At 61.0% G+C, this 25,190-nt stretch carries 24 protein-coding genes; 22 read left to right on the top strand and 2 right to left on the bottom strand.

Features of this window, described 5'->3' with window-relative positions:
* The first annotated feature begins 220 nt into the window (after nucleotides 1-220).
* From R1A29_RS22810 to glpD, 4 genes are all read left to right on the top strand, one after another.
* A complete protein-coding gene (locus R1A29_RS22810) occupies nucleotides 221-1,072 on the top strand; it encodes an MIP/aquaporin family protein (RefSeq protein WP_119427778.1) in 852 nt (283 codons plus the stop codon).
* Between the two features lie 78 nt (nucleotides 1,073-1,150).
* Nucleotides 1,151-2,653, top strand: coding sequence for a glycerol kinase GlpK (gene glpK, locus R1A29_RS22815; RefSeq protein WP_438299658.1), 1,503 nt, complete (start codon nucleotides 1,151-1,153; stop codon nucleotides 2,651-2,653).
* A 95-nt stretch (nucleotides 2,654-2,748) separates the two neighbouring features.
* Nucleotides 2,749-3,504: a DeoR family transcriptional regulator gene (locus R1A29_RS22820; protein WP_085709487.1), complete on the top strand. Its 756-nt coding sequence runs from the start codon at nucleotides 2,749-2,751 to the stop codon at nucleotides 3,502-3,504.
* Nucleotides 3,505-3,748: 244 nt separating this feature from the next.
* Complete coding sequence (gene glpD, locus R1A29_RS22825) at nucleotides 3,749-5,287, top strand: glycerol-3-phosphate dehydrogenase (RefSeq protein WP_438299659.1); 1,539 nt, start codon at nucleotides 3,749-3,751, stop codon at nucleotides 5,285-5,287.
* Between the two features lie 56 nt (nucleotides 5,288-5,343).
* On the opposite strand, the gene R1A29_RS22830 is transcribed toward glpD, so the two are convergent.
* Entirely contained in the window at nucleotides 5,344-6,231 is an 888-nt protein-coding gene (locus R1A29_RS22830; RefSeq protein WP_438302082.1) for a LysR family transcriptional regulator, read from the bottom strand.
* Nucleotides 6,232-6,337: 106 nt separating this feature from the next.
* Between R1A29_RS22830 and R1A29_RS22835 the strand changes: the two genes are divergently transcribed.
* The 18 genes from R1A29_RS22835 (at nucleotide 6,338) to R1A29_RS22920 (ending at nucleotide 24,259) form a co-directional block, all read left to right on the top strand.
* Nucleotides 6,338-7,705, top strand: coding sequence for an MFS transporter (locus R1A29_RS22835; protein ID WP_438299660.1), 1,368 nt, complete (start codon nucleotides 6,338-6,340; stop codon nucleotides 7,703-7,705).
* The gene (locus tag R1A29_RS22840; protein ID WP_114885232.1) at nucleotides 7,686-8,102 is read left to right on the top strand and encodes a DUF4440 domain-containing protein; all 417 of its coding nucleotides are present in this window, start codon (nucleotides 7,686-7,688) and stop codon (nucleotides 8,100-8,102) included. The genes R1A29_RS22835 and R1A29_RS22840 overlap by 20 nt, the downstream gene beginning before the upstream one ends.
* Nucleotides 8,099-9,031, top strand: a complete 933-nt coding sequence (locus R1A29_RS22845) for a PDR/VanB family oxidoreductase (RefSeq protein ID WP_438299661.1) — start codon at nucleotides 8,099-8,101, stop codon at nucleotides 9,029-9,031. Before R1A29_RS22840 ends, R1A29_RS22845 begins: the two co-directional genes overlap by 4 nt.
* Before the next feature lie 13 nt (nucleotides 9,032-9,044).
* Nucleotides 9,045-10,346 carry a Rieske 2Fe-2S domain-containing protein gene (locus tag R1A29_RS22850; RefSeq protein ID WP_438299662.1) on the top strand — a complete coding sequence of 434 codons (1,302 nt, stop codon included), beginning with the start codon at nucleotides 9,045-9,047 and terminating at the stop codon, nucleotides 10,344-10,346.
* Entirely contained in the window at nucleotides 10,327-10,809 is a 483-nt protein-coding gene (locus tag R1A29_RS22855) for an aromatic-ring-hydroxylating dioxygenase subunit beta (protein ID WP_438299663.1), read from the top strand. Before R1A29_RS22850 ends, R1A29_RS22855 begins: the two co-directional genes overlap by 20 nt.
* 28 nt (nucleotides 10,810-10,837) lie before the next feature.
* Entirely contained in the window at nucleotides 10,838-12,538 is a 1,701-nt protein-coding gene (locus R1A29_RS22860; protein WP_438299664.1) for an NAD(P)/FAD-dependent oxidoreductase, read from the top strand.
* Between the two features lie 31 nt (nucleotides 12,539-12,569).
* Entirely contained in the window at nucleotides 12,570-13,907 is a 1,338-nt protein-coding gene (locus R1A29_RS22865; protein WP_438299665.1) for an amidase family protein, read from the top strand.
* A 69-nt stretch (nucleotides 13,908-13,976) separates the two neighbouring features.
* Nucleotides 13,977-15,245, top strand: coding sequence for a tryptophan permease (mtr, locus tag R1A29_RS22870; RefSeq protein WP_438299666.1), 1,269 nt, complete (start codon nucleotides 13,977-13,979; stop codon nucleotides 15,243-15,245).
* 264 nt (nucleotides 15,246-15,509) lie between these two features.
* Nucleotides 15,510-16,436, top strand: coding sequence for a glutamate/aspartate ABC transporter substrate-binding protein (locus R1A29_RS22875; RefSeq protein WP_085709739.1), 927 nt, complete (start codon nucleotides 15,510-15,512; stop codon nucleotides 16,434-16,436).
* 192 nt (nucleotides 16,437-16,628) lie between these two features.
* A complete protein-coding gene (locus R1A29_RS22880) occupies nucleotides 16,629-17,375 on the top strand; it encodes an amino acid ABC transporter permease (RefSeq protein WP_085709477.1) in 747 nt (248 codons plus the stop codon).
* Complete coding sequence (locus R1A29_RS22885; protein ID WP_114885245.1) at nucleotides 17,375-18,046, top strand: amino acid ABC transporter permease; 672 nt, start codon at nucleotides 17,375-17,377, stop codon at nucleotides 18,044-18,046. The genes R1A29_RS22880 and R1A29_RS22885 overlap by 1 nt, the downstream gene beginning before the upstream one ends.
* Nucleotides 18,043-18,777: an amino acid ABC transporter ATP-binding protein gene (locus tag R1A29_RS22890; RefSeq protein WP_085709475.1), complete on the top strand. Its 735-nt coding sequence runs from the start codon at nucleotides 18,043-18,045 to the stop codon at nucleotides 18,775-18,777. The genes R1A29_RS22885 and R1A29_RS22890 overlap by 4 nt, the downstream gene beginning before the upstream one ends.
* 65 nt (nucleotides 18,778-18,842) lie before the next feature.
* Nucleotides 18,843-20,756, top strand: a complete 1,914-nt coding sequence (locus tag R1A29_RS22895) for a sensor histidine kinase (RefSeq protein WP_085709474.1) — start codon at nucleotides 18,843-18,845, stop codon at nucleotides 20,754-20,756.
* Nucleotides 20,753-22,081, top strand: coding sequence for a sigma-54-dependent transcriptional regulator (locus R1A29_RS22900; RefSeq protein ID WP_085709473.1), 1,329 nt, complete (start codon nucleotides 20,753-20,755; stop codon nucleotides 22,079-22,081). The genes R1A29_RS22895 and R1A29_RS22900 overlap by 4 nt, the downstream gene beginning before the upstream one ends.
* A gap of 20 nt (nucleotides 22,082-22,101) precedes the next feature.
* Complete coding sequence (locus R1A29_RS22905) at nucleotides 22,102-22,431, top strand: GlpM family protein (protein WP_167443801.1); 330 nt, start codon at nucleotides 22,102-22,104, stop codon at nucleotides 22,429-22,431.
* A 121-nt stretch (nucleotides 22,432-22,552) separates the two neighbouring features.
* On the top strand, nucleotides 22,553-23,473 hold the full coding sequence (locus R1A29_RS22910; protein WP_438299667.1) for an arginase: 921 nt from the start codon (nucleotides 22,553-22,555) through the stop codon (nucleotides 23,471-23,473).
* Nucleotides 23,470-23,844 (top strand): EamA family transporter, encoded by a 375-nt coding sequence (locus R1A29_RS22915; RefSeq protein WP_085709470.1) that lies wholly within the window; start codon nucleotides 23,470-23,472, stop codon nucleotides 23,842-23,844. Before R1A29_RS22910 ends, R1A29_RS22915 begins: the two co-directional genes overlap by 4 nt.
* Nucleotides 23,845-23,875: 31 nt before the next feature.
* On the top strand, nucleotides 23,876-24,259 hold the full coding sequence (locus tag R1A29_RS22920) for an EamA family transporter (RefSeq protein WP_413038507.1): 384 nt from the start codon (nucleotides 23,876-23,878) through the stop codon (nucleotides 24,257-24,259).
* A gap of 45 nt (nucleotides 24,260-24,304) precedes the next feature.
* On the opposite strand, the gene R1A29_RS22925 is transcribed toward R1A29_RS22920, so the two are convergent.
* Nucleotides 24,305-25,171, bottom strand: coding sequence for a fatty acid desaturase (locus R1A29_RS22925; RefSeq protein WP_305833510.1), 867 nt, complete (start codon nucleotides 25,169-25,171; stop codon nucleotides 24,305-24,307).
* Nucleotides 25,172-25,190: the final 19 nt, after the last annotated feature.

Here is a 25,190-nt window from a genome sequence, read left to right on the forward strand (position 1 = left end):
TTCACCTGACTGATAGTTTATTTGTGACTGACGGTTCACTTTCGACCTTTGACAGCTTTGTTTCTTGTCTATATTTTTTCGAATCTGAATAATGTAAGAATTATCGTCACCGCAGCACCCAGCAGTAAACCGGGAACAGGATGGGGATCCTGCCCCGGCGAAAATCGCGCCTTGCCCTGTCGGCAACCGCGCCAGACAACAACAAAAACCGAGGTTTTCAATGACAACTGCGTTACAGCAACCATCGCTCTCGAGCCAATGCCTGGCCGAGTTTCTGGGTACTGCACTGCTGATCTTTTTCGGTACGGGCTGCGTCGCCGCACTCAAGGTCGCGGGCGCAAGCTTCGGTCTGTGGGAAATCAGCATCATCTGGGGTGTCGGCGTGAGCATGGCGATCTACCTCACCGCCGGGGTGTCCGGTGCGCACCTGAACCCTGCCGTCAGTATCGCCCTGAGCATTTTCGCCGACTTCGAAAAGCGCAAACTGCCGTTCTACATTCTTTCCCAGGTCGCCGGCGCCTTCTGCGGCGCACTGTTGGTTTACACGCTGTACAGCAACCTGTTCTTCGATTTCGAACAGGCTCACCACATGGTTCGCGGCTCGGCCGCCAGCCTGGAGCTGGCCTCGGTGTTCTCCACCTTCCCGAACCCTGCGCTGTCGACCGCTCAGGCGTTCCTGGTCGAGGTGATCATCACCGCGATCCTGATGGGCGTGATCATGTCTCTGACCGACGACAATAACGGTCTGCCGAAAGGCCCGCTGGCGCCGCTGCTGATCGGTCTGCTGATTGCCGTGATCGGCAGTTCGATGGGCCCGCTGACCGGTTTCGCGATGAACCCGGCCCGTGACTTCGGTCCGAAACTGATGACTTTCTTCGCGGGCTGGGGTGAAATTTCCTTCACCGGCGCCCGTGAAATCCCGTACTTCCTGATTCCGATTTTTGCACCGATTGTCGGTGCCTGCCTCGGCGCTGCCGGGTATCGCGGGCTGATTGCCCGTCACCTGACCGGCGCCACACCTGCTACAAAGGACGCAGAACCGGCCATTGACGGCAAACCAAGAACTTCTTGAAACAGTCGGCGCGGGTTCCTGCCCATTTCGAGCCCGCGCCACGGCCCACTCACCCTTATTTCGTCCAAGGCAATCGACATGACCGACATTCAGAATAAGAACTACATCATTGCCCTCGATCAGGGTACGACCAGCTCCCGCGCGATCATTTTCGACCGCGATGCGAACGTGGTCTGCACCGCGCAGCGCGAATTCGCCCAGCATTACCCGCAAGCCGGTTGGGTCGAACATGACCCGATGGAAATCTTCGCCACCCAGAGCGCTGTAATGGTCGAGGCGCTGGCCCAGGCCGGTCTGCATCACGATCAGGTGGCCGCCATCGGCATCACCAACCAGCGTGAAACCACCGTGGTCTGGGACAAGACCACCGGCCGCCCGGTCTACAACGCGATCGTCTGGCAATGCCGCCGCAGCACCGAAATCTGCCAGCAGCTCAAGCGCGACGGTCATGAACACTACATCCGTGAGAACACCGGCCTGGTCACCGACCCGTACTTCTCCGGCACCAAACTGAAGTGGATCCTCGACAACGTCGAAGGCAGCCGCGAACGTGCACGCAACGGCGAGCTGCTGTTCGGCACCGTCGACAGCTGGCTGATCTGGAAATTCACCGGCGGCAAGGTGCACGTCACCGACTACACCAACGCCTCGCGCACCATGCTCTTCAACATCCACTCGCTGGAGTGGGATTCGAAGATGCTGGAGATCCTCGACATCCCGCGCGAGATGCTGCCGGAAGTCAAAGCCTCCTCGGAAATCTACGGTCGCACCAAGAGCGGCATCGCCATCGGCGGTATCGCCGGGGACCAGCAAGCTGCACTGTTCGGCCAGATGTGCGTCGAGCCGGGCCAGGCGAAAAACACCTACGGCACCGGTTGCTTCCTGCTGATGAACACCGGCGACAAAGCGGTGAAATCGCAACACGGCATGCTCACCACCATCGCCTGCGGCCCGCGCGGCGAAGTGGCCTACGCACTGGAAGGCGCGGTGTTCAACGGCGGTTCGACCGTGCAGTGGCTGCGCGATGAACTGAAAATCATCAACGACGCCCACGACACCGAATACTTCGCCAATAAAGTGAAGGACAGCAACGGCGTCTATCTGGTGCCAGCCTTTACCGGCCTTGGCGCGCCCTACTGGGACCCGTATGCCCGTGGCGCGCTGTTCGGCCTGACTCGCGGCGTACGTGTGGATCACATCATCCGCGCCGCGCTGGAATCGATCGCCTACCAGACCCGCGACGTACTCGACGCCATGCAACAGGACTCCGGCGAACGCCTCAAGGCACTGCGCGTGGACGGCGGTGCGGTGGCGAACAACTTCCTCATGCAGTTCCAGGCCGACATCCTCGGCACTCAGGTCGAGCGTCCGCAAATGCGCGAAACCACTGCACTGGGTGCGGCGTACCTGGCCGGCCTGGCGTGCGGTTTCTGGGGCAGCCTGGAAGAACTGCGCGGCAAGGCAGTGATCGAACGCGAATTCGAACCGAGCCTGGACGAAGCGGCAAAAGAGAAGCTGTATAAAGGCTGGAAAAAAGCCGTCAGCCGTACCCGTGACTGGGAACGCGAAGACGCCGAATAAGCCACGAACCGGACTCGTATCCGTATGTAACTGGTAGGGAGGAGATTCCTGCGGCATCATGGGCAAATTTTGCACGGCAGCCCAAAGGAAGCCCCATGAATCTGCCTCCCCGTCAGCAGCAAATCCTCGAGCTGGTCCGCGAACGCGGCTATGTGAGCATCGAGGAAATGGCCACGCTGTTCGTTGTTACCCCGCAAACCATCCGCCGCGATATCAATCAACTGGCGGAAGCCAATCTGCTGCGTCGCTACCACGGCGGCGCCGCCTATGATTCCAGCGTCGAAAACACCGCCTATGCGATGCGCGCCGACCAGATGCGCGATGAAAAACAACGCATCGGTGAAGCCATCGCCGCACAGATCCCCGATCACGCCTCGCTGTTCATCAACATCGGCACCACCACCGAATCCATCGCCCGCGCCCTGCTCAACCACAGTCATCTGAAAATTATCACCAACAACCTGCACGTCGCCTCGATGCTCAGTGCCAAGGATGATTTCGATGTGCTGCTGACTGGCGGCAATGTCCGTCGCGACGGCGGCGTGGTGGGTCAGGCGAGCGTGGACTTCATCAATCAGTTCAAGGTCGACTTTGCGCTGGTGGGCATCAGCGGCATCGACGAAGACGGCAGCCTGCTCGATTTCGACTACCAGGAAGTGCGGGTGTCCCAGGCGATCATCGCCAATGCCCGGCAGGTGATCCTGGCGGCGGACTCCAGCAAGTTCGGCCGTAACGCGATGATTCGCCTCGGTCCGATCAGCCTGATCGATTGCCTGGTCACCGACCAGCAGCCGGTGCCGGCCCTGGCGCAACTGCTGAGCCAGAACAAGATTCGTCTGGAAGTCGTTTAACCCTCCTCACGCACAACTCCCTCCCGGTGAATTCTCGTTCCCACGCTCTGCGTGGGAACGATCACTCCTGCAACGGCGCCTTATGCGCATCTGATGTTCGAATATTTTCTTTTAACCGCCCTTCGATGAGTTTTTTCAATCGAAGTCAGCTGGCTGTGCGCGTCTTTATGGGCTACCATTTTCGCAAATGAACATTCATGTTCGATTTCCAAGACAGAAAATCAAAAGAGCCCGAGGCCAGCCGATGTCCACCTCTACCTTGCGTACGCCCCCTATCTCCGAGATCTACGATATCGCCGTCATTGGCGGCGGAATCAATGGCGTGGGGATCGCAGCGGATGCCGCCGGTCGCGGTCTCTCGGTGTTCCTTTGCGAAAAGGACGACCTGGCCAGCCACACCTCGTCGGCCAGCAGCAAGCTGATCCACGGTGGTCTGCGCTACCTCGAACATTATGAATTCCGTCTGGTGCGCGAAGCCCTGGCCGAACGCGAAGTGCTGCTGGCCAAGGCCCCGCACATCGTCAAGCCGATGCGTTTCGTACTGCCGCACCGCCCGCACCTGCGTCCGGCGTGGATGATCCGTGCCGGCCTGTTCCTCTATGACAACCTCGGCAAACGCGAAAAACTCGCAGGCTCCAAGAGCCTGAAGTTCGGCGCCGACAGCGCGCTGAAAAGCGAAATCACCAAAGGTTTCGAATACTCCGACTGCTGGGTCGATGACGCCCGCCTCGTCGTATTGAATGCCATGGCTGCCCGTGAGAAAGGCGCACACATTCACACTCAAACCCGTTGCGTCAGCGCCCGCCGCGCCAAGGGCCTGTGGCACCTGAACCTGGAACGCGCCGATGGCAGCCTGTTCTCGATCACCGCCAAGGCGCTGGTGAACGCCGCCGGCCCGTGGGTCGCCAAGTTCATCCGTGACGACTTGAAGATGGAATCGCCGTACGGCATCCGCCTGATCCAGGGCAGCCACATCATCGTGCCGAAACTGTACGAAGGCGATCACGCGCACATTCTGCAAAACGAAGATCAGCGCATCGTTTTCACCATTCCGTACCTGAACAACCTGACCCTGATCGGCACCACCGACCGCGAGTACACCGGCGACCCGGCGAAAGTGGCAATCACCGACGGCGAAACCGATTACCTGCTGAAAGTGGTCAACGCCCACTTCAAGAAGCAGATCAGCCGTGACGACATCCTGCACACCTACTCGGGCGTCCGTCCGCTGTGCAACGACGAATCCGACAATCCTTCGGCCGTGACCCGCGACTACACCCTGGCGCTGTCCGGCAGCAGCGAAGAAGCCCCGTTGCTGTCGGTGTTCGGCGGCAAGCTGACCACCTACCGCAAACTCGCCGAGTCGGCGATGGCGCAACTGATGCCGTTCTTCACCCAGATGCGTCCGAGCTGGACCGCCAGCGCCACGCTGCCGGGCGGCGAAGACATGACCACGCCGCAGGCCTTGAGCGCGCTGATTCGCGACAAATTCGACTTCGTCCCGAGCGAAATCGCCCGCCGCTGGGCCACCACCTACGGCAGCCGCACCTGGCGCATGCTCGAAGGCGTAGACAGTCTGGCCGACATGGGTGAACACATCGGCGGCGGCCTCTACACCCGTGAAGTCGATTATCTGTGCGCCGAAGAATGGGCGACCACCGCTCACGACATCCTGTGGCGTCGCAGCAAACTGGGGCTGTTCACCACCCCGGCCGAACAGGAAAAACTGGCGACCTACCTGAACCAGGTCGAGCAGAACCGCAGCAAGATCGAAGCGGCCTGATCTTCAAGCCGCGTTGACGAAAGCCCCTGAATCGCGAGATTCAGGGGCTTTTTGCGTTACTGCGCCAGGTGCAGCAGGAGGAAATCGATAAACGCCCGTGACTTGTGCGGCAGATGCGCGGTATTGGGAAATACGACGTTGATCGACTGAGAAGGCAACGTATACGCTGGCAACAGGCGAACCAGCCGTCCGCTGGCGATATCGTCCTCGACCACCCAGCCCGGCAACACCGAGACGCCGAGCGACGACAAGGTCATCGAGCGAATCGCCGTGGAGGAGTTGGATTCGAAATGGCTGGTGCCATTGACCTCCACCGTAGTCCCCCGATCATCACGCAGTACCCATTGCGTGGGTGCCTGCAAATTGCTGTTGGCAATCCATGGCACACCGTTCAGGTCCTGCGGCTGTGCCACCGGGTGACGCTCGACAAACGCCGGAGTCGCCACCAGCACGATTTGATAATCCGCCAGCTTGCGACTCTTGAAGGCCGAATCCGCCAGGTTGCCCAGACGCACCACCAGATCCAGTTTTTCCGCCACCAGATCATTCAGTGATGAATTGAAGTTGTAGCACAGGCGAATTTCCGGATAACGCTCGCTGAACAATGGAATCAACGGAAGTATGAACTTCTCGCCGTATTCACTGGTTGAACTAATTCGTAACTTTCCAGAAACCCGGTTATTACCCTTCAGAACATTATCAAAGGCATTATCAATGTCCGCGACAATCCCCTTGAACTCTTCATAAAAGTCTTGGCCAATTTCAGTCAGCGATATATTCCGGGTATTGCGGATCAGCAACGTCGCCGAAAGAACTTCTTCCAGCGCCTTGACATGCAGGCTGGCCATGGCTTTGCTGATACTCAGGTAGTTCGCGGCCTTGGTGTAAGAGCCGAAGTCGACCACGGCGAGAAATGTCTGAACCCGATTCAGATGAGAATGCATGGCGGTAGCGTTCACTGTTTAATCCTTTCAAACATTGTTTCAAGGATAGTCGTATCGACACTCCAAGTCCATCGCCCCTATGCTTTGCGACAAAGAGGAAACAACAATGAACTATCGCTACAAGATCGCGCTGATCTTTCTGATCGGCTTTTTTATTGACTGCATAAACATATTCATGTCCGCCGTGGCATTACCCAGCATATCGGCGACATTGCAAGTAAGCAGTTCTTCGGTGGCCTGGGTGGCGAATGCCTACATCCTCGGCCTGACCCTGATCATTCCTGTCAGCACCTGGCTCGCCGGGCGTTTCGGCAGCCGCGAGATTCTCACTGCTTCGATGCTGGTATTCACCGGCTCCGTATGGATGTGCGGCCTGGCCGACAGTTTCCATGAGCTGGTGATCTGGCGCTTCGTCCAGGGCATCGGTGGCGGGTTGTTGATTCCGGTGGGTCAGGCGTTGACCTTCAACCTGTTCCAGGGCGAGCAACGGGCGAAAATCTCCACACTGGTGATGGCCGTGGCCCTGATCGCCCCGGCCATTTCGCCGACCGTCGGCGGCATCATCGTCGACAGCAGTTCGTGGCGCTGGGTGTTCTACAGCAACATTCCGTTTTCGCTGATCGCCGCCGGATTATCCTGGTTCTGGATTCGCGAAAGCCGACCGACCAGCCTGGCGCGCCCGGACATCCTCGGCCTGCTGCTGGTCAGTGCCGCGCTGGGCAGCCTGCTGATGGGCATGTCGCTGTACGGCGGCGACTATCCTGCCATCGAGGCCATTGCCTGTGTCGCGGCGGGCCTGATGTTCGTGGCGCTGTACCTGCTGCATTACCGTCGCAAGAGCGACGCGATCATTGACCTGAGCCTGCTCAAAAGCAAAAAGCTCAGCACCTCGATCTTCATCTATTACGCGATTCCCGGCGTGTTCACCGGGGTCAACCTGATGAGCATCTTCTTTCTGCAGAACACCCTGCACTTCAGCGCCCGCCTCACCGGCATGTTCATGATCCTCTACGCCACCGGCGCATTCATCGCGATGCTCACCTGCGGCCGGGTCTACAACAAAATCGGCGCCCGGCGCCTGTTCACCCTCGGCATGCTGATCCACAGCGCCGGCATCGCCACCCTGATGCTGGTGGATGCGCCGACCGATATCGGGGTGATCGTGATCGCCTACAGCCTGATGGGCATCGGCGGCGGGATCGGCGCCAACACCGCGCAAACCACCTCGCTGATGGACTTCAAGGGCAGCGAAACCCACAAGGCCAGTGTGATCTGGAACATCAACCGGCAGATGTCGTTCAGCGTCGGCGCGGCCCTGTTCCTGATGATCTACAACCTGCTGCTCAAACAGTTCGACTCGACCCCGGCCTATCACGCCACGTTCGCGATTGCTGCGCTGGTCGGACTGTTGCCACTGTTTCAAATGAGCCAACTGAACCCTCCAAAGGAATGCCATGAACAACAACCCGGTTGAACTAGCCCGCCACAGCATCCACCACGTACATGAACTGATTCATCGTGTCTTCACCAATGCCGACGGCGCCGGCGAAGCCGCCATCGCGCCACTGATGGATGTCTTCAGCGAAGACTTCAGCATGGTCACCACCTCGGCTGCCGTGGTCGGGCGGGCCCAGGTCGAGCAACTGTTCAAAGGTGCGGTCGGTGCCCGTCCGGGCCTGGAGATCGACATCAGCGACCTGCACACGATCTGGCACGAAGGCCCGACCGTCGCCCTGCGCTACAAGGAAACCCATCGCCAGAACCAGCGCGAGACTTCGCGCATTTCCGTGGCGATCCTGCGCGTACATCAGCACAGCACCCGCTGGCTGTACCTGCACGAAACACCGCTGGCCCAGGAAAACCCGGCATGAATTACACCGTTACCCATTGCCGGATGCTGTCGGCATCGATCAAGGAAATCACCGTCACCGGCGCTCCCGTCGCCCCGCAATCGGCCCATGCCGGTGCGCACTTCAAATGGCTGATAGCGCCCTCGGGCGAATGGCGTCATTACTCCACCGTGGAGCTGGGCGACAGCGCCGAAGGTCACTTCACCTTCGCCATTCGTCTCAGTGACGACTCCCCCAGCAGCCAGTACCTGCGCTCGCTGGCGGCCGGCGATCAGGTGCAGCTCGAAGGCCCGTTCAACACTTTCAACTACCCGCTCGACACCCGGACCGGTCGCGACATCGCGATTGCCGGCGGCATCGGCATCACTCCGCTGACCGGCATCCTGCGGCATCTGACAGCGCTGGAGCGTTCGGCGCACCTGCATTACTTCGCCCGCAGCGTCGACGATGCGGCCTACGCCGAAGATCTGCGTTCACTGCTGCAAGACCGCATGCACCTGCACCTGTCCGGCCAGCGCCCGGCGATTCACCAGGTACTCGCTGACCTGTGCGCCGAAGACCGGCTCTACGTCTGCGGTCCGGCGGCGATGCTCAGCGACATCCTCAGCCACGTCGAATCCGTCGGGCTGCCCCGCGATCGCATTCATCTGGAGGTGTTCAACGTCGCCCGGGATGAAGGCGCCCGGGGTTTCACGGTCGAGGCGGCAGATTCCGCCGTGAGCATCGAGGTCGGTCCCGACCAGACCTTGCTCGAAGCCCTGGAGGCCGCGGGCCTGGACCCGATCTCTGACTGCCGTCGCGGCGAGTGCGGCGTCTGCGCGCTGGACGTGCTGGAAGGCGACGTCGAGCACCGGGATTTCATCATGAGCGAACAAGAAGCGGCCTGCAGCGCACGGATCTATCCCTGCGTTTCCCGGGCGAAAAGCCCACGCCTGAAGCTGGCGATCTGAAGAGGACACCCCGTTGGACAACTATTTCAATGGCAGAGAAGTGCACAAGTCTCTGTTCCTTGATCAACAACTGTTCGAACAGGAACAGCAACGCGTGTTTGCCGCAAGCTGGTGCTACCTGGGCCACGACAGTCTGATCCCCGAAACCGGCGATTACTTCACCGCCACCCTCGCCGCCCAGCCGCTGGCGATGGTGCGCCAGAAGAACGGCGACATCGTGGTGCTGCACAACCGTTGCCCGCACAAGGGCGTGAAAGTGCTGGCCGAAGCGCGTGGCAACGTGGGCCGCTTCATGCGTTGCCCCTATCACGCCTGGACGTTCAAGACCGACGGCGAGCTGCTGAGCATCCCGGTGAAAAAGGAATACGACGACTGCGACCTGAGCAGTTGCTCGGCCCACAAAGGCATGCAGCCGGTCGCGGCGGTGCGCAATTATCGCGGCTTCGTGTTCGTGCGCCTGAGTGAGACCGGCATGGGGTTCGACGAGTTTTTCGGCGAGTCGCTGTCAACCCTGGACAACATGGTCATGCGCTCCCCGCAAGGCAAACTGCGTGTGGTCGGTCAGCCGCTGCTGCACAAGCATCGCTGCAACTGGAAGATGGTCGTCGACAACCAGACCGATACCTGCCACCCGATGATCGCCCACGAATCCTCGGCCGGCGAAGCCATTCGCCTGTGGAAGGAAACCGGTGACCAGAGCCAGCCTGCACCGATGGCCGTGGAACTGTTCTCGCCGTTCATGGCCTCGTACGAATTCTTCGCCGGCATGGGCATCCGCGTCTGGCCCAAAGGCCACGGACACACCGGGGTCAGCAACTCGATCCACAAGGCCTACACGGGCATTCCCGGTTACTGGGAGCTGATGGTCGAAAGCTACGGCGAGGACCAGGCCCGGGCCATTCTCGACGACACCCGGCACAACACCGTGTATTTCCCCAACCTGATGGTCAAGGGCCCGATCCAGACACTGCGGGTGATTCGCCCGGTGAGTGCGCAGGAAACCATCGTCGAGTCGTGGATCTTCGAACTGCAGGGCGCCCCGGTGCAGTTGCTGGAGCGCACCGTGCAGTACAACAACCTGATCAACTCGCCGTGCTCGATGGTTGCCCACGACGACGTGGAGATGTACGAGCGCGCCATGGAAGGCCTGCACAGCGACGCCAACGAATGGGTCAACGTTGCCCGCCTGTTCGAACCGGGCGAGACCTACGACCAGACCCGCGTGGTGTCCGGCACCAGTGAACTGGCGATGCGCAACTTCTACGACAACTGGCAAAACCTGATGCGGGACGACCATGCACCACGATCAAACTGAACGGGCGATCGAGCGTTTGCTCGAGACCGAAATGCACCTGCTCGATCAACAGGACTTCGACGCCTGGCAACAATTGCTGAGCGATGACTACACCTACTGGATTCCGATGACTCGCGAACAGCGCAGCCCGCTGCACGAATCCTCGCTGGTGTATGAAGACCGCTTCCTGACCACCCTGCGCATCAACCGCCTGGCCAATGCCCGCAACTTTTCCCAACAGCCGAAAAGCCGTTGCCTGCACATTGCCCAGCGCCCCCGGATCACGATTGAAGAGCCGTCCTGCAGCGCCGTCGCCAGCAGCAATCTGCTGTATTGCGAAGCCCGTGGCGAGCGCGAATGGCATTACCCCGCCACCGTCGAACATCGCCTGATCAACCTCGACGGCGAGTGGAGAATCCAGGGCAAGAAGATCCTGTTGCTCAACCCCGACCGCGCCCTCGAAAGCCTGCAGCTCATCATCTGACCGACCGAGAATTACCCCTGTGAACTCCATGAACAATCCTGCCAGCCAGGATACCGCGTGCCTGTCTTTCCCCTATGTCGACCTGCTCTACGATTACGGTCAGTTCCTGCGCAACGCCGACCAGGCCATCGGAAACCTGCCGGCACTCACGGCACAAAAACACATCGGCATCGTCGGCGCCGGCCTGACCGGGCTGGTGGCGGCCTATGAACTGCTGCGTGCCGGTGCCCGTCGCGTGACCCTGTTCGAGGCCGAAGAAAGTCATATCGGCGGTCGCCTGTTGACTCAATGCTTCGATGAAGAACAACCACAGTTCATCGCGGAAATGGGCGCCATGCGCTTTCCGCCGAGCGAGGTCGGGCTGTTCCATTACCTCAACAAGTTCGGCATCCAGACCACTGAAGCCTTTCCCGACCCGGGAGTGGTCGATACCGAACTGCATTATCGTGGCGAGGCCCATCACTGGGCCGCGATGCAACCGCCGCCGGCACTGTTCAGCACCGTGCATCAGGGCTGGAATGCCTTTCTGCGCGAAGGTGCGGTACTGGACGACGGCACCAGCCTTGCCCCGCCGCTGCTGCTGACCGAACTGCTCAAGCAGCACAATTACTGCGAAGTGCAGCCGGAATGGCAACGCTATCTGGACTGCTTCGGTGACAGCTCTTTCTATTCGGCGATGGTGCGTATCTTCACCAGCAAGAACCCGCCGGGCGGCAAGGTCTGGCGCAAACCGGAAGACTTCCACCTGTTCGGCTCGCTGGGCATCGGTTCCGGTGGTTTCCAGTCGGTCTATCGCGCCTCGTTCACCGAGATTCTGCGGCTGGTAGTCAACGCGCTGGAGGTCAATCAGCGGCTGGTGCCGAACGGCATCTCCTCGCTGGCAGAGCTGATCGCCGACACCCGGTTCAACGGTATGCAATTGCGCGACATGATCTGCCGTACCCGCATCGAATCGATCAACAGGGGCCCCGACGGACAAATCCTGCTGGCCGGCAGCAACGGTGAAACCTACGCCTGCGACCGGGTGATCACCACCACCACGACCCGCGCCTTGCAGGTCAACCTCAAGCTCACCCAGAACCAGGCGTTCGTGAATCGCGACGTGGCCCGGGCCATCAACGAAACCCACATGGTCGGGTCCTCCAAGCTGTTCATCCTGACCAGGGACAAGTTCTGGCTCAAACACGGCCTGGCGCAGAACATCCAGACCGACACCCTGGTCAAGGGCGTGTACTGCCTGGATTACGCGCCACAGGACCCGGACTCCTGGGGCGTGGTGCTGATCAGTTACACCTGGGAAGACGACTCGCACAAGATGGTTTCCATGACCGACAAGGTGCAGCGCTGCCTGCGCCTGGTGGACGAGCTGGCGATGAGCGCGCCGGAATTCGCCCGCCACCTGGTCCCGCTCAACGGTGACTACCAGCGCTACGTGCTCGAATACGACTGGCTGACCGACAAGCATGCCCTCGGCGCCTTCAAGCTGAATTTCCCCGGCGACGACATCTATTCCGAGCGCCTGTTCTATCAGTTCCGCACCGCTCTCGATCCGCGTCAGGACACCGGTCTTTACCTGGCGGGCTGCGGCGCTTCGTTCACCGGCGGCTGGGCCGAAGGTTCGATCCAGACGGCCCTGAACGCCGCCTGCTCGGTCATCAGCAGCCTGGGTGGCGACCTGATCGACGGCAATCCGCTCGACGGGCTGGTTCCGCAGTACCGCTACTGCTGATTGCGTCCCTTTCATTTCGCCGAGACTTTCCATGTACAGACAGTTTTCCATCGAACAGCTCGTCAACGGATTTCGCCGGGGCGAGCTCTGCCTCGACACCTGGCAGCAAGCCCTGCGCGAGCGCCATGAGCGGGCGCAGCATCTGCACAGTTTCATCACGTTCGACCCCGCGACGTTCGCCTACACGCCGGACGCGGATCGCCTGGCGCCGCTGTACGGGCTGCCGGTGTCCTTCAAGGACAACATCAATGTCAGCGGCATGCCGACCACCGCCGGCACCCCCGGCCTGGCCGATTACCGGCCGCAGCACGATGCCGGTATCGTGGCGCGCTTCAAGCAACTGGGCGCTCGGGTGGTAGGCAAGAACAACATGCACGAACTGTCGTTCGGCGTGACGTCGGCCAACCACACCTATGGCGCGGTCATCAACCCGGCCAACGAGCTGCATGGCGCCGGTGGCAGCAGTGGTGGCTGTGCCGCCGCTGTCGCCGCCGGGCTGGTGCCTTGCGCGGTAGGCACCGATACCGGCGGCTCGGTGCGCATCCCGGCGGCGTTCTGCGGCGTCGTCGGCCTGCGTCCGACGACCGGCGAATACCCTACCGACGGCATCGTCCCGGTCTCGCAGACCAAGGACACACCGGGCCTGCTGACGCGCACGGTGGAAGACTGCCGGTTCGTCCACGGCCACCTGACCGGCCGGCACCTGCCGGCACTGCCCGACGATCGTGCGCTGCGCATCGGAATTCCCGAACGCTTCCTCTGGGCCGATCTGGACAACAACGTCAGCCGTGACTGCCGCGCCGCCATCGACGCGCTCGCCAGCGCCGGCATGGAAATCGTTGCGGTCGACGATACGGTGATCGGCGAGATCAACGAGTGCATCCAATTCCCGCTGCCGATCTACGAATTCTTCATCGACTTTCCACGGTTCCTGATGAAGGAAGGGCGCGGCGGAGAGTTCCTCGACATCCTGGTGCGGATCGGCGATCCCGGGATCAAGAAAATCCTCACTGCACAGCTGGAAAGCCCGGCGATCTCCTATACCGACTATGTGCAGGCCTTGATGGGCAAGGTCCGGCTGGAGCAGGAATACCGGCAACTGTTCAGCCACCACCAGCTGGATCTGATGGCCTACCCGACGGTCAGTTGCAGTGCGCCGTTGCTGGCTGATTGCGCGGATGAAAGCCATTTCGAGCGGTTCGTGCGCAACACCGATCCGGCCAGCAACCTGGCAGCGCCGAGCATGACCGTGCCGGTGGCGGCGAAGGATTCGCTGCCGGTGGGCCTGTCGTTCGACGCATTGCCGGGGCAGGACGGATTTCTGTTGCAGGCAGTGAGCCGGTTGTCCCCCCTGCTGAACATCCGATGAGTACGGCTCGCCCCGACAAGGGGCGAGCCGGATCGAACCTTCCATAACAAAATCAATGCAGGCCCAGCCATGCGTGCCACGTCACTTGCTTCATCCCCTTCCCCCGCCGCACTCGAACGCTCGCCCTCGGTCCTGGGCGGCGCCATGATCATCGGCGGAACCATCGTCGGCGCCGGAATGTTTTCCCTGCCGGTGGTCATGTCCGGGCTATGGTTTTACGGGTCGGTCGCCGTGTTGGTGTTTGCCTGGTTCTGCACCTTGCATTCGGGCCTGATGATTCTGGAGGCCAACCTCAACTACCACGAAGGCGCGAGCTTCTCGACCATCACCCGTGATCTGTTGGGGCGTACCTGGAACCGGATCAACGGTCTGAGCATCGTCTTCGTGCTCTATACCCTGACCTACGCCTACATTTCCGCCAGCGGTTCAGTGATCCATCACACCCTGCAGTCCATGGACGTCTCGCTGTCACCGCGTGCCGGCGGGCTGGGTTTCACCGTGCTGGTGGCGTTCATCGTCTGGCTCAGCACCTCGGCGGTGAGCCGGATGACCACCGTGGTGTTCGGCGCGAAGATCCTGGCATTCTTTCTGACCTTCGGCGGCCTGCTCGGCCATGTACAACCGGCCACGCTGTTCGACCTGAACAATGGCACCACAAACTACTGGCCCTATCTGTTGGTAACCCTGCCCTTCTGCCTGACTTCGTTCGGTTTCCACGGCAACGTGCCGAGCCTGATGAAGCATTTCGGCAAGGACCCGAAGCGAATCCGTGCCTGCCTGCTGGGCGGCACGCTGATCGCACTGGGCCTGTATCTGGTGTGGATGCTGTGCAGCATGGGCAACATTGAGCGCGAAGCCTTCAAGGGCATCGCCCAGCGCGGCGGCAACATCGACGTGCTGATCAGCGCTCTGGGCTCACGCCTGGACAGCGCCAATGTCGACCTGCTGCTGACTTTCTTCTCCAACTTCGCCGTGGCCTGCTCGTTTCTCGGCGTGACCCTGGGCCTGTTCGACTATCTGGCTGACGTGCTCGGTTTCGACGATAGGCCCATGGGCCGTCTGCGAACCGCTGCCGCGACGTTCCTGCCACCGATGCTCTGCGGGTTTCTCTGGCCGGAAGGCTTCATTCACGCCATCGGTTTCGCCGGGCTGGCCGCCACGCTCTGGGCCGTCATCACCCCGGCACTGCTGGCCCGGGCCTCGCGCAAACGCTTTGGCAGCCCGCTCTATCGGGTCTGGGGCGGCACGCCAATGATCGGTCTGGTGCTGTTTTTCGGCGTGATCTGCGCGGTCTCGCACCTGCTGTTCACCCTGGACCTGCTGCCGGTCTGGCGCTGAATCGCCGGCATTCGGTTTTCCGAACGCGACCTGTCGGTCGGTTCGGATAACCGGATCAGAAACGCTGAAAAACACCATCACAAAACTTTAATCACCAGCAAAATCAACCAGTTAACTTGTTGCAACTGGTCTGGCACGACTCATGCTCTACACTCCTTCGACGAATGCCTGTTGCGCCAGCACAACAGGAGCCGTCAGGCATTCGAAGCACAAAAGGGCCCGCTCAACCGGCTCCATAAAAAAAACAATGTCGAGGAAAATTTGATGCGCATCGTTCCCCATATCCTGGGCGCAGCCATTGCTGCCGCTCTGATCAGCACACCAGTTTTCGCTGCCGAGCTCACCGGCACCCTTAAGAAGATCAACGACTCGGGCACCATCACCCTCGGGCATCGTGACAGCTCCATTCCTTTCTCCTACATCGCCGATGCTTCGGGCAAACCTGTGGGCTACTCCCACGACATTCAGGTCGCTATCGTCGAAGCCCTGAAAAAAGACCTGAACAAGCCTGACCTGAACGCCAAGTACAACCTGGTCACCTCGCAAACCCGTATTCCGCTGGTGCAGAACGGCACCGTGGACATCGAGTGCGGCTCCACCACCAACAACGCCGAACGCGCCCAGCAAGTCGACTTCACCGTCAACATCTTCGAAATCGGCACCCGTCTGCTGGTCAAGAAAGACAAGGAAGGCAAGCCGTCCTACGCTGACTTTGCCGACCTGAAAGGCAAGAACGTCGTGACCACCGCCGGCACCACCTCCGAGCGCATCATCAAGGCGATGAACGCTGACAAGCAGATGGGCATGAACGTCATCTCCGCCAAGGACCACGGTGAGTCCTTCCAGATGCTGGAAAGCGGCCGCGCCGTCGCCTTCATGATGGACGACGCCCTGCTGGCCGGCGAAGAAGCCAAGGCCAAGAAGCCGGACGACTGGGTCATCACCGGTACGCCACAGTCCTTCGAAGCCTACGCCTGCATGGTTCGTAAAGACGACCCGGCCTTCAAGAAGGCTGTAGACGACGCCATCGTCGCGCTCTACAAGTCCGGCGAGATCAACAAGATCTACAGCAAGTGGTTCGAGAGCCCGATCCCGCCGAAGGGTCTGAACCTGAACTTCCCGATGAGCGAAAAGGTTAAAGAGCTGATCGCCAATCCGAGCGACAAGCCTGCGCCAGACGTAAAAATCTGACACTGATCTAACCTTGTCACCTGAGGGAGCCAACCCTCCCTCGGGCGACAGTTAATACCTGCTGGTTTCAACTGGAACACTCGACCTGGTGGTTTTCGAGCCGATCGCGTGTGCCTGACGTTCAACGTCAGACGGGAAAGGATTTTCCCCAGGCGGGCACTTGTACATCGATCGAATCGAGGGGAGACCCTAATGAATTACAACTGGGACTGGGGCGTGTTCTTCAAGTCCACCGGCGTGGGCAGCGAGACCTATCTCGACTGGTTCATCTCCGGCCTGGGCTGGACCATCGCCATCGCCGTCGTGGCCTGGATCATCGCCCTGTTGCTGGGCTCGCTGCTGGGCATCATGCGCACCGTGCCGAACCGCATCGTGGCGGGCATCGCGACCTGCTACGTCGAACTGTTCCGCAACGTGCCGCTGCTGGTTCAGCTGTTCATCTGGTACTTCCTGGTACCCGACATGCTGCCGCAGAACCTGCAGGACTGGTACAAACAGGACCTGAACCCGACCACCTCGGCCTACCTGAGCGTTGTCGTGTGCCTGGGCCTGTTCACCGCCGCCCGGGTCTGCGAACAGGTTCGCACCGGTATCCAGGCGCTGCCGCGTGGCCAGGAATCCGCCGCCCGCGCCATGGGTTTCAAGCTGCCGCAGATCTACTGGAACGTGCTGCTGCCCCAGGCCTACCGGATCATCATTCCGCCGCTCACCTCGGAATTTTTGAACGTGTTCAAGAACTCCTCCGTGGCCTCGCTGATCGGTCTGATGGAACTGCTGGCGCAAACCAAACAGACCGCCGAGTTCTCGGCCAACCTGTTTGAAGCCTTCACCCTGGCGACCCTGATCTATTTCACCCTGAACATGAGCCTGATGCTGCTGATGCGCATGGTCGAGAAGAAAGTCTCCGTGCCCGGCCTGATCTCCGTGGGGGGTAAATGATGGAATTCGATTTCAGTGGCATCGTCCCGGCCATTCCCGGCCTGTGGAACGGCATGCTGATGACCCTCAAGCTGATGGCGCTGGGCGTGGTCGGCGGGATCATTCTCGGTACCATTCTTGCGCTGTGCCGTCTGTCCCACAGCAAACTGCTGTCGAACCTTGCCGGCGCCTACGTCAACTATTTCCGTTCGATCCCGCTGCTGCTGGTGATCACCTGGTTCTACCTGGCGGTGCCGTTCGTGCTGCGCTGGATCACCGGCGAAGACACCCCGATCGGCGCGTTCACCTCGTGCATCGTGGCCTTCATGATGTTCGAAGCGGCGTACTTCTGCGAAATCGTCCGGGCCGGCGTGCAGTCGATTCCCAAGGGCCAGATGGGCGCCGCCCAGGCACTGGGCATGACCTACGGCCAGATGATGCGCCTGATCATCCTGCCCCAGGCGTTCCGCAAGATGACCCCGCTGCTGCTGCAGCAGAGCATCATCCTGTTCCAGGACACCTCGCTGGTCTACACCGTGGGCCTGGTGGACTTCCTCAACTCCGCCCGCTCCAGCGGCGACATCATCGGACGCTCCAATGAGTTCCTGATCTTCGCCGGTGTCGTCTACTTCATCATCAGCTTTGCCGCCTCGCAGCTGGTCAAGCGTCTGCAAAAAAGGTTCGCCGTATGATCTCTATCAAGAACATCAACAAGTGGTATGGGGACTTCCAGGTGCTGACCGATTGCAGCACCGAGGTCAAAAAGGGTGAAGTGATCGTGGTCTGCGGTCCGTCCGGTTCGGGCAAGTCGACCCTGATCAAGTGCGTCAACGCGCTGGAGCCGTTCCAGAAAGGCGACATCGTGGTCGACGGCACGTCGATTGCCGACCCAAAGACCAACCTGCCGAAACTGCGCTCGCGCGTCGGCATGGTGTTCCAGCATTTCGAACTGTTCCCGCACCTGACCATCACCGAAAACCTGACCATCGCGCAGATCAAGGTATTGGGCCGCAGCAAGGAAGAAGCGACCAAGAAAGGTCTGCAACTGCTTGATCGCGTCGGCCTGTCGGCTCACGCCCACAAGCACCCGGGCCAACTGTCGGGCGGTCAGCAACAGCGCGTGGCGATTGCCCGTGCGCTGGCGATGGACCCGATCGTCATGCTGTTCGACGAACCGACCTCGGCGCTGGACCCGGAAATGGTCAACGAAGTGCTCGACGTGATGGTGCAACTGGCCCACGAAGGCATGACCATGATGTGCGTGACCCACGAAATGGGCTTCGCCCGCAAAGTGGCCGACCGGGTGATCTTCATGGATGCCGGCAAGATCATCGAAGACTGCAAGAAGGAAGAGTTCTTCGGCGACATCAGCCAGCGCTCGGAACGCGCGCAGCATTTCCTCGAGAAAATCCTGCAGCACTAAAAAACTGCCGGACTCCCCGACAGCAACTGTCGGGGAATCCGGGTGGTTGACCCAAGGCATCTGTGATGAAATGCGACCCCAATCTCTATCGCGCAACCACGCCATCACTTGCCGTGAAACCCCGTCTGATCCGCCATTTGTTCCTGCCGCCGCTGATCATCATCCTGATGGTCGGACTGGGTTACGCCGGCTTCTGGATCAGTGAGCGCTTCGGCATTCGCAGCCTCAGCGAAAACGGCCAGCGCCAGCTCGAACTGAACGCCCGCGCCGTCGAAAGCGAAATCAGCAAATACACCTACCTGCCCAGCCTGCTGGAACTCGAATCGAGCGTTTCGCAGTTGCTTGGCGACCCGACCCCGGAACACCGGCAAACGGTCAACGATTACCTTGAAGGCCTGAACCGGCGCAGCCGCAGTCGGGCCATCTATGTCATGGACACCACCGGCCGGGTCATGGCTACCAGCAACTGGCGCGACGTCGACAGTTACCTCGGCGAAGACCTGTCCTTCCGCGCCTACTTCCAGAAAGCCGTGCGTGGCGAACCCGGACGTTTCTACGGGATCGGCAGCACCAATGGCGAGCCCGGCTATTACCTGGCCCACGGCCTGGAAGAACACGGCAAGATCATCGGCGTCGCAGTGGTCAAAGTGCGCATGGAAGCCATGGAAGAGCGCTGGCAACGGGCGCGCCTGGAAGCCTTCGTCAGTGACGAGAACGGCATCATCATTCTCTCCAGCGACCCGGCCCGACGTTTGAAATCCGTGGTGCCGCTGAGCGACGAGACCAAGGAAAAACTCGCCCGCAGCCTGCAGTACTACTGGTTTCCGCTCAACGAACTGCAACCGCTGGCCCGGGAAACCCTGGCCGAAGGCGTGGAAAAACTCACCTTCCCGGCCAACAGCGAAGTCCTGCCGCAACAGGACCGCGACGAAGAGAACATCAGCTACCTCGCGCAGACCCGGCCATTGAGCGACACGCCGTGGAATTTCACCCTGCTCACGCCGCTGCAGGACCTGCGGCGCGAGGCGATCAATCAGGGGATTCTGGTGGCCGTGGCCTTTGCGCTGGTGGCGTTCCTGCTGATTGCCTGGAACGAGCGGCGCAAGGTCATCGCCACCCGCCTCGCCGCCCGGGAAGCCTTGCAGGAAGCCAACAATCAGCTGGAGCGTCGGATTACCGAACGCACCGCCGACCTGCGTGCCAGCAACGAACGGCTCAAGAGTCAGATCCGCGAACGCCGTCAGGCCGAAGAAACCTTGCGCCGGGCCCAGGACGAACTGGTGCAGGCCGGCAAACTTGCGGCCATCGGCCAGATGTCCACCAGCATCGCCCACGAACTGAACCAGCCGCTGGCGGCGATGCGCACGCTGTCGGGCAATACCGTGCGTTTTCTGGAGCGCGGCCAGCTGGATGTCGCCAGCACCAACCTCAAGACCATCAACGACCTGATCGACCGCATGGGCCGGATCACCGCCAGCCTGCGCTCGTTCGCCCGGCGCGGTGACGACAAGGGCCGCGCGAGCCTCGGCAAAGCGGTGGACGCGGCACTGCAAGTGCTCGGCGCCCGTGTCGAAAAAGCCGCGCTGCAAGTGCATCGTCAGTTCATTGATGAGCAAGTGCAGATCGACCAGACGCGACTGGAGCAGATTCTGGTCAACCTGATCGGCAACGCCCTCGACGCCATGCAGGCCCAACCGCTGCCGGAACTGTGGCTGGAAGGCGAAGAATTCGACGGCAAGTACCGCCTGCGGGTGCGCGACAACGGCCACGGTATCGACGCCGAAGCGCGCAAGCATCTGTTCGAACCGTTCTTCACCACCAAACCCGGCGAACAGGGTCTGGGCCTCGGCCTGACCCTTTCCGCCAGCCTGGCCGCCGCCACCGGCGGACATCTGGGTGTCGAGCACCCAGCCAGCGGTGGTACCACCTTCGTCCTCAGTTTACCGTTGGTAAGCCCTACTCCTGCCGAGCCAATATGAACAACGACCTTAGTGTGCTGATCGTCGAAGACGATCCCCATGTGCTGCTCGGCTGCCAGCAGGCACTGACTCTGGAAGACATTCCCTGCATCGGCGTCGGCAGTGCCGAAGAAGCGCTGGAGCGGGTCGGCGACAATTTCGCCGGCATCGTCATCAGTGACATTCGCCTGCCCGGCATCGACGGTCTGGAACTGCTGACCCGCCTCAAGCAGCGTGATCGCAGCCTGCCGGTGGTCTTGATTACCGGTCACGGCGACATCTCCATGGCGGTCGGCGCGATGCAGAAAGGCGCCTACGACTTCATGGAAAAACCGTTCTCCCCGGAACGGCTGGTGGATGTGGCCAGGCGTGCGCTGGAGCAACGCAGCCTGGCGCGTGAGGTCTCGTCCCTGCGCCGGCAACTGGCTGAGCGCGATTCCCTTGAAGGACGGATCATCGGTCGCTCGCCGGCCATGCAGAACCTGCGCGAACTGATCGCCAACGTCGCCGACACCTCGGCCAACGTGTTGATCGAAGGCGAAACCGGGACCGGCAAGGAACTGGTTGCCCGTTGCCTGCATGACTTCAGCCGCCGCCACACCAAACAGTTCGTCGCGCTGAACTGCGGCGGCCTGCCGGAAAACCTGTTCGAAAGCGAAATTTTCGGCCATGAGGCCAACGCCTTCACCGGCGCCGGCAAGCGGCGGATCGGCAAGATCGAACACGCCGACGGCGGCACGCTGTTTCTCGATGAAGTGGAAAGCATGCCGCTGCCGTTGCAGATCAAACTGCTGCGGGTGTTGCAGGAACGTACCCTCGAACGCCTCGGTTCGAACCAGAGCGTCGCGGTGGATTGCCGGGTGATCGCGGCGACCAAATCCGACCTCGACGAATCGAGCAAGGCCGGCGAGTTTCGAAGCGACCTGTACTACCGCCTCAACGTGGTGACGCTTGAGCTGCCGCCCCTGCGTGAGCGCCGCGAAGACATCCTGCAACTGTTCGAACACTTCACCCAGCAATCGGCCCTGCGCTTCGACCGCGCACTGCCGGAGCTGGACAACCAGACCCTGTCCAGCCTGATGAGCCACGACTGGCCGGGCAACGTGCGCGAGTTGCGCAACGTCGCCGAGCGCTTCGCCCTCGGTTTGCCGGCGTTCAAAAAGTCCGGCGCCGGCAGCGGCGGCCAGGGCCTGGCGTTCGCTGAAGCGGTGGAAGCCTTCGAACGCAACCTGCTCAGCGATGCCCTGCAGCGCAGCGGCGGCAACCTGACCCAGGCCAGCCTGGAGCTGGGCATGGCCAAGACCACACTGTTCGACAAAGTGAAAAAGTACGGCCTGAGCCATTAAGCGAGAACGACGTGGATCTGATTTTCAAAGCCTTTCTGGGTGCGGCGGTGGTAGTGATCCTCGCCATGCTGGCCAAGACCAAAAACTATTACATCGCCGGTCTGGTGCCGCTGTTTCCGACTTTCGCCCTGATCGCCCACTACATCGTCGGCAAGGGCCGTTCGGTCGATGACCTGAAGACCACCATCGTGTTTGGCATGTGGTCGATCATTCCCTACTTCGTTTATCTGGCGACGCTGTACGTGATGGTCGACCGGATGCGCCTCGAAGCCTCGCTGGCCGTGGCGGCTGTCGCATGGCTGATGGCAGCGACGGTGCTGGTCAGCGTCTGGGTCCGTCTGCACGCCTGAGCTGCCGTGCGGGAGAGCGGCTGGCCCGTCCCTTGCATTTACCCCCGAAAGCCCGCCCGGCCGGCGCTCATGTTCGATGAGGCCGGTGTCTGGGAGGGTCTGCCAAGGGTGAATTGCGACCTTGAATATTTTAGATCTCGACCACAGCCTGACCGCTCAGGCGTCCATCGCGCGGCTGCTCGACAGCGGCCGCGCCCGGCGCCTGGACCTGCTCGACCTGGGCCCGAAACTGCGGCTCTGGTCCAGCGAACGCACCTTCCGCCGGTTTGCCGAACGCTTGCGCGAGCGGCCCCGGCACAGCGGCCCCACGCCGGAAATCTTTTTCGTTGGCTCCGGCGATTATCACCATCTGACCCCGGCCTTCCTGACTGACCTGCCGGAGCCGGTAAGCCTGATCCACTTCGACAACCATCCCGACTGGGTGCACTTCGCGCCCCGCCGGCATTGCGGTTCGTGGGTCAATCAGGCGCTGAAACTGCCGAACATCGAACGCATTGTCACCCTCGGGCCGTGCAGTGACGATCTGCAAAATCCACAGATCAAGGGCGGCAATCTCGGGGCCCTGAAACGCGGGGTGTTGCAGCTGTTCCCCTGGCAGCATCCGCCGTCGAAGGTCTGGGGTCGGGTGGGTGACGGCGCCGGCCATCAGCAACAGGAAAACCTGCTGCACTGGAACAACCTGGCGGATCAGGACTGGACGGCGTTTCTCGACCGGATGATCGCCAGCCTTCCGACTAAAGCCGTGTGGATAACTATCGACAAGGACGTGCTGGCCAGCGAAGACGCCGCGACCAATTGGGATCAGGGCCAGATGCGCCTGAGCCATTTGCTCCAGGCCATCCGCAGCCTCGCCGCCAGCAAGCGCGTGATCGGCATCGACATCTGCGGCGAGTTCGCCCGCCCGGCCTTCAGCAACGCGTTCAAACGCTGGGAAGCCAAGTCCGATCAGCCACCGGCCGAGCGCTGGAGCGAGGCCGATCTGCTGCGCAACTCGGCGACCAATCAGGCGCTGATCGAGTTGTTCGAGGAGCTGTTCCCATGACCTTGACCGTGATTCTGTTGGTGGCGTTTTCCATCGTGCTCGACGTGATCGGCCAGCTCTGTTTCAAGCTTGGCCTGGACCGTTTGCCGGAACTGGAAGGCGGTTTTCGGCTCGGTGCGTTCTGGGGCCAGGTGTTCAACGCACCGCTGCTGTGGTGCGGGATCGGCGCCTACGTGATCGAGTTTTTCGTCTGGCTCGAAGCCCTGTCCCGGGCGCCGCTGAGCCTGTTGTTCCCTGCCGCCGCGCTGGCCTATTGCGGCGTGGTGCTGGCCGGCAAGGTGTTCCTTGGCGAGACCGTCAGCCGACGGCGCTGGATGGGCACCCTGGTGATTACGGCGGGCGTGATGCTCGTGTGTGTCGGCCATGCCTGATTCTCAACTGATACTCAAAAGGAATGGCTCGATGGATTGGCTGCACGGCCGCCTCGGCACCGTGGTGCTCTGGGCGTTGCTGATCATTCTGGAAAGCGGCGGGCAGATCGCGACCAAGGTCGGCGGCGATCAACTGGGGCAGATGGATTTCACCCTGCAATGGCTGCTCAGCGTCGCCCAGGCACCGGGGGTGCTGGTGGCGATTGCCTGCTACATCGGCGCGTTCTTTGTCTGGATGCTGATTCTGCGGCGCAGCAGCCTGTCGCTGGCATTTCCGCTCAGTTCGCTGGTGTTCGTCGGGGTGTTGCTGGGATCTTGGCTGGGCCTTGGTGAACAGATCAGCCTGCTGCACTGGGTGGGCGTGGCCGTGATCATGGGCGGCATTGCGCTGCTGGCCGAGGGCGAGGAAAACTGAGGTGAACGGTCGTGGGAGCCTGCGGGCTCCCACATTTCTTACGGTTCAATCCTTGCGATGCGCCACCAGAAATCCGAGGCCATGGGCCACCGGAATATCCTTCACCCCCGCCTCTCGCTGCTGCCCGGCAATTTCCCGGTGAAACGCCTTGACCCGGGTCCAGTGCATTTTCGGCCGGTAGTGATGCTCGGCGTGGTAGCCGTTGTTCATCCACAACAGGTTATAGAGCGGGCTGTAGGCACTGACGCCCCAGGCGATAGGCGAATCCGGGTTGCCGCCAAAATGCTCGTAGTAACCGTTGAGCGACGACAGCGCCTGGCCCAGATACCAGAACGGCAGCAACACCAGCACCGCCCGCCAGTCACAGATCGCCAGTCCCAGATAGAACGCCACTGTCACACCGATCTCCACCTTGACCCAACGTGCATCGGCGGGACGTTTGCGCTGCATCTCGTCGTAGATCGGCTTGGGGTCGTCGCGAAAAAAACTCAGAAAGGTGTAGGCCCAGGGATTCTCGGGCTGACCATCCTTGCCGCGCTGATAGATCGACAACGGATCGATGGTCTTGCCATCCGCCCCCGGCCGGTCCGAATTGCCGCGGTGATGGCGGTTGTGGATATCGCGATAGAGGGTCTGGGAGAAACCGATGGTCACCGACAGCAGCAGGTCAAAGGCCCGATTGAGCCACGCCGGGGTGAAGTAGGCGTTGTGGATCTGGTTGTGGGAAATGCTGTTGATACTCCATGACAGGCTCACCGCATACACCAGCGCCAGCGGCAGCAGTGCCCACCAGGACAACGCATGAAAGGCCAGGACCAGCCACACCACGAAGGCGAAATGGGCCAGTCCGAGGGCCACGGGAATCAGGTCCCACAACGAATGGGCCAGCAAACGGTAAGCAGGGCGAGCCATGAAGAACATCCTGAAACAA

Source organism: Pseudomonas sp. NMS19W (assembly GCF_051554255.1).
Taxonomy (GTDB): Bacteria; Pseudomonadota; Gammaproteobacteria; order Pseudomonadales; family Pseudomonadaceae; genus Aquipseudomonas; species Aquipseudomonas kribbensis.

What these genes read in the sequence shown, in the direction of transcription:
- R1A29_RS22810 (WP_119427778.1), top strand. Translation starts at nt 221, where the DNA reads ATGACAACTGCGTTACAGCAACCATCGCTCTCGAGCCAATGCCTGGCC.
- glpK (WP_438299658.1), top strand. Translation starts at nt 1,151, where the DNA reads ATGACCGACATTCAGAATAAGAACTACATCATTGCCCTCGATCAGGGT.
- R1A29_RS22820 (WP_085709487.1), top strand. Translation starts at nt 2,749, where the DNA reads ATGAATCTGCCTCCCCGTCAGCAGCAAATCCTCGAGCTGGTCCGCGAA.
- glpD (WP_438299659.1), top strand. Translation starts at nt 3,749, where the DNA reads ATGTCCACCTCTACCTTGCGTACGCCCCCTATCTCCGAGATCTACGAT.
- R1A29_RS22830 (WP_438302082.1), bottom strand. Translation starts at nt 6,231, where the DNA reads ATGCATTCTCATCTGAATCGGGTTCAGACATTTCTCGCCGTGGTCGAC.
- R1A29_RS22835 (WP_438299660.1), top strand. Translation starts at nt 6,338, where the DNA reads ATGAACTATCGCTACAAGATCGCGCTGATCTTTCTGATCGGCTTTTTT.
- R1A29_RS22840 (WP_114885232.1), top strand. Translation starts at nt 7,686, where the DNA reads ATGAACAACAACCCGGTTGAACTAGCCCGCCACAGCATCCACCACGTA.
- R1A29_RS22845 (WP_438299661.1), top strand. Translation starts at nt 8,099, where the DNA reads ATGAATTACACCGTTACCCATTGCCGGATGCTGTCGGCATCGATCAAG.
- R1A29_RS22855 (WP_438299663.1), top strand. Translation starts at nt 10,327, where the DNA reads ATGCACCACGATCAAACTGAACGGGCGATCGAGCGTTTGCTCGAGACC.
- R1A29_RS22860 (WP_438299664.1), top strand. Translation starts at nt 10,838, where the DNA reads ATGAACAATCCTGCCAGCCAGGATACCGCGTGCCTGTCTTTCCCCTAT.
- R1A29_RS22865 (WP_438299665.1), top strand. Translation starts at nt 12,570, where the DNA reads ATGTACAGACAGTTTTCCATCGAACAGCTCGTCAACGGATTTCGCCGG.
- mtr (WP_438299666.1), top strand. Translation starts at nt 13,977, where the DNA reads ATGCGTGCCACGTCACTTGCTTCATCCCCTTCCCCCGCCGCACTCGAA.
- R1A29_RS22875 (WP_085709739.1), top strand. Translation starts at nt 15,510, where the DNA reads ATGCGCATCGTTCCCCATATCCTGGGCGCAGCCATTGCTGCCGCTCTG.
- R1A29_RS22880 (WP_085709477.1), top strand. Translation starts at nt 16,629, where the DNA reads ATGAATTACAACTGGGACTGGGGCGTGTTCTTCAAGTCCACCGGCGTG.
- R1A29_RS22885 (WP_114885245.1), top strand. Translation starts at nt 17,375, where the DNA reads ATGGAATTCGATTTCAGTGGCATCGTCCCGGCCATTCCCGGCCTGTGG.
- R1A29_RS22890 (WP_085709475.1), top strand. Translation starts at nt 18,043, where the DNA reads ATGATCTCTATCAAGAACATCAACAAGTGGTATGGGGACTTCCAGGTG.
- R1A29_RS22895 (WP_085709474.1), top strand. Translation starts at nt 18,843, where the DNA reads ATGAAATGCGACCCCAATCTCTATCGCGCAACCACGCCATCACTTGCC.
- R1A29_RS22900 (WP_085709473.1), top strand. Translation starts at nt 20,753, where the DNA reads ATGAACAACGACCTTAGTGTGCTGATCGTCGAAGACGATCCCCATGTG.
- R1A29_RS22915 (WP_085709470.1), top strand. Translation starts at nt 23,470, where the DNA reads ATGACCTTGACCGTGATTCTGTTGGTGGCGTTTTCCATCGTGCTCGAC.
- R1A29_RS22920 (WP_413038507.1), top strand. Translation starts at nt 23,876, where the DNA reads ATGGATTGGCTGCACGGCCGCCTCGGCACCGTGGTGCTCTGGGCGTTG.
- R1A29_RS22925 (WP_305833510.1), bottom strand. Translation starts at nt 25,171, where the DNA reads ATGGCTCGCCCTGCTTACCGTTTGCTGGCCCATTCGTTGTGGGACCTG.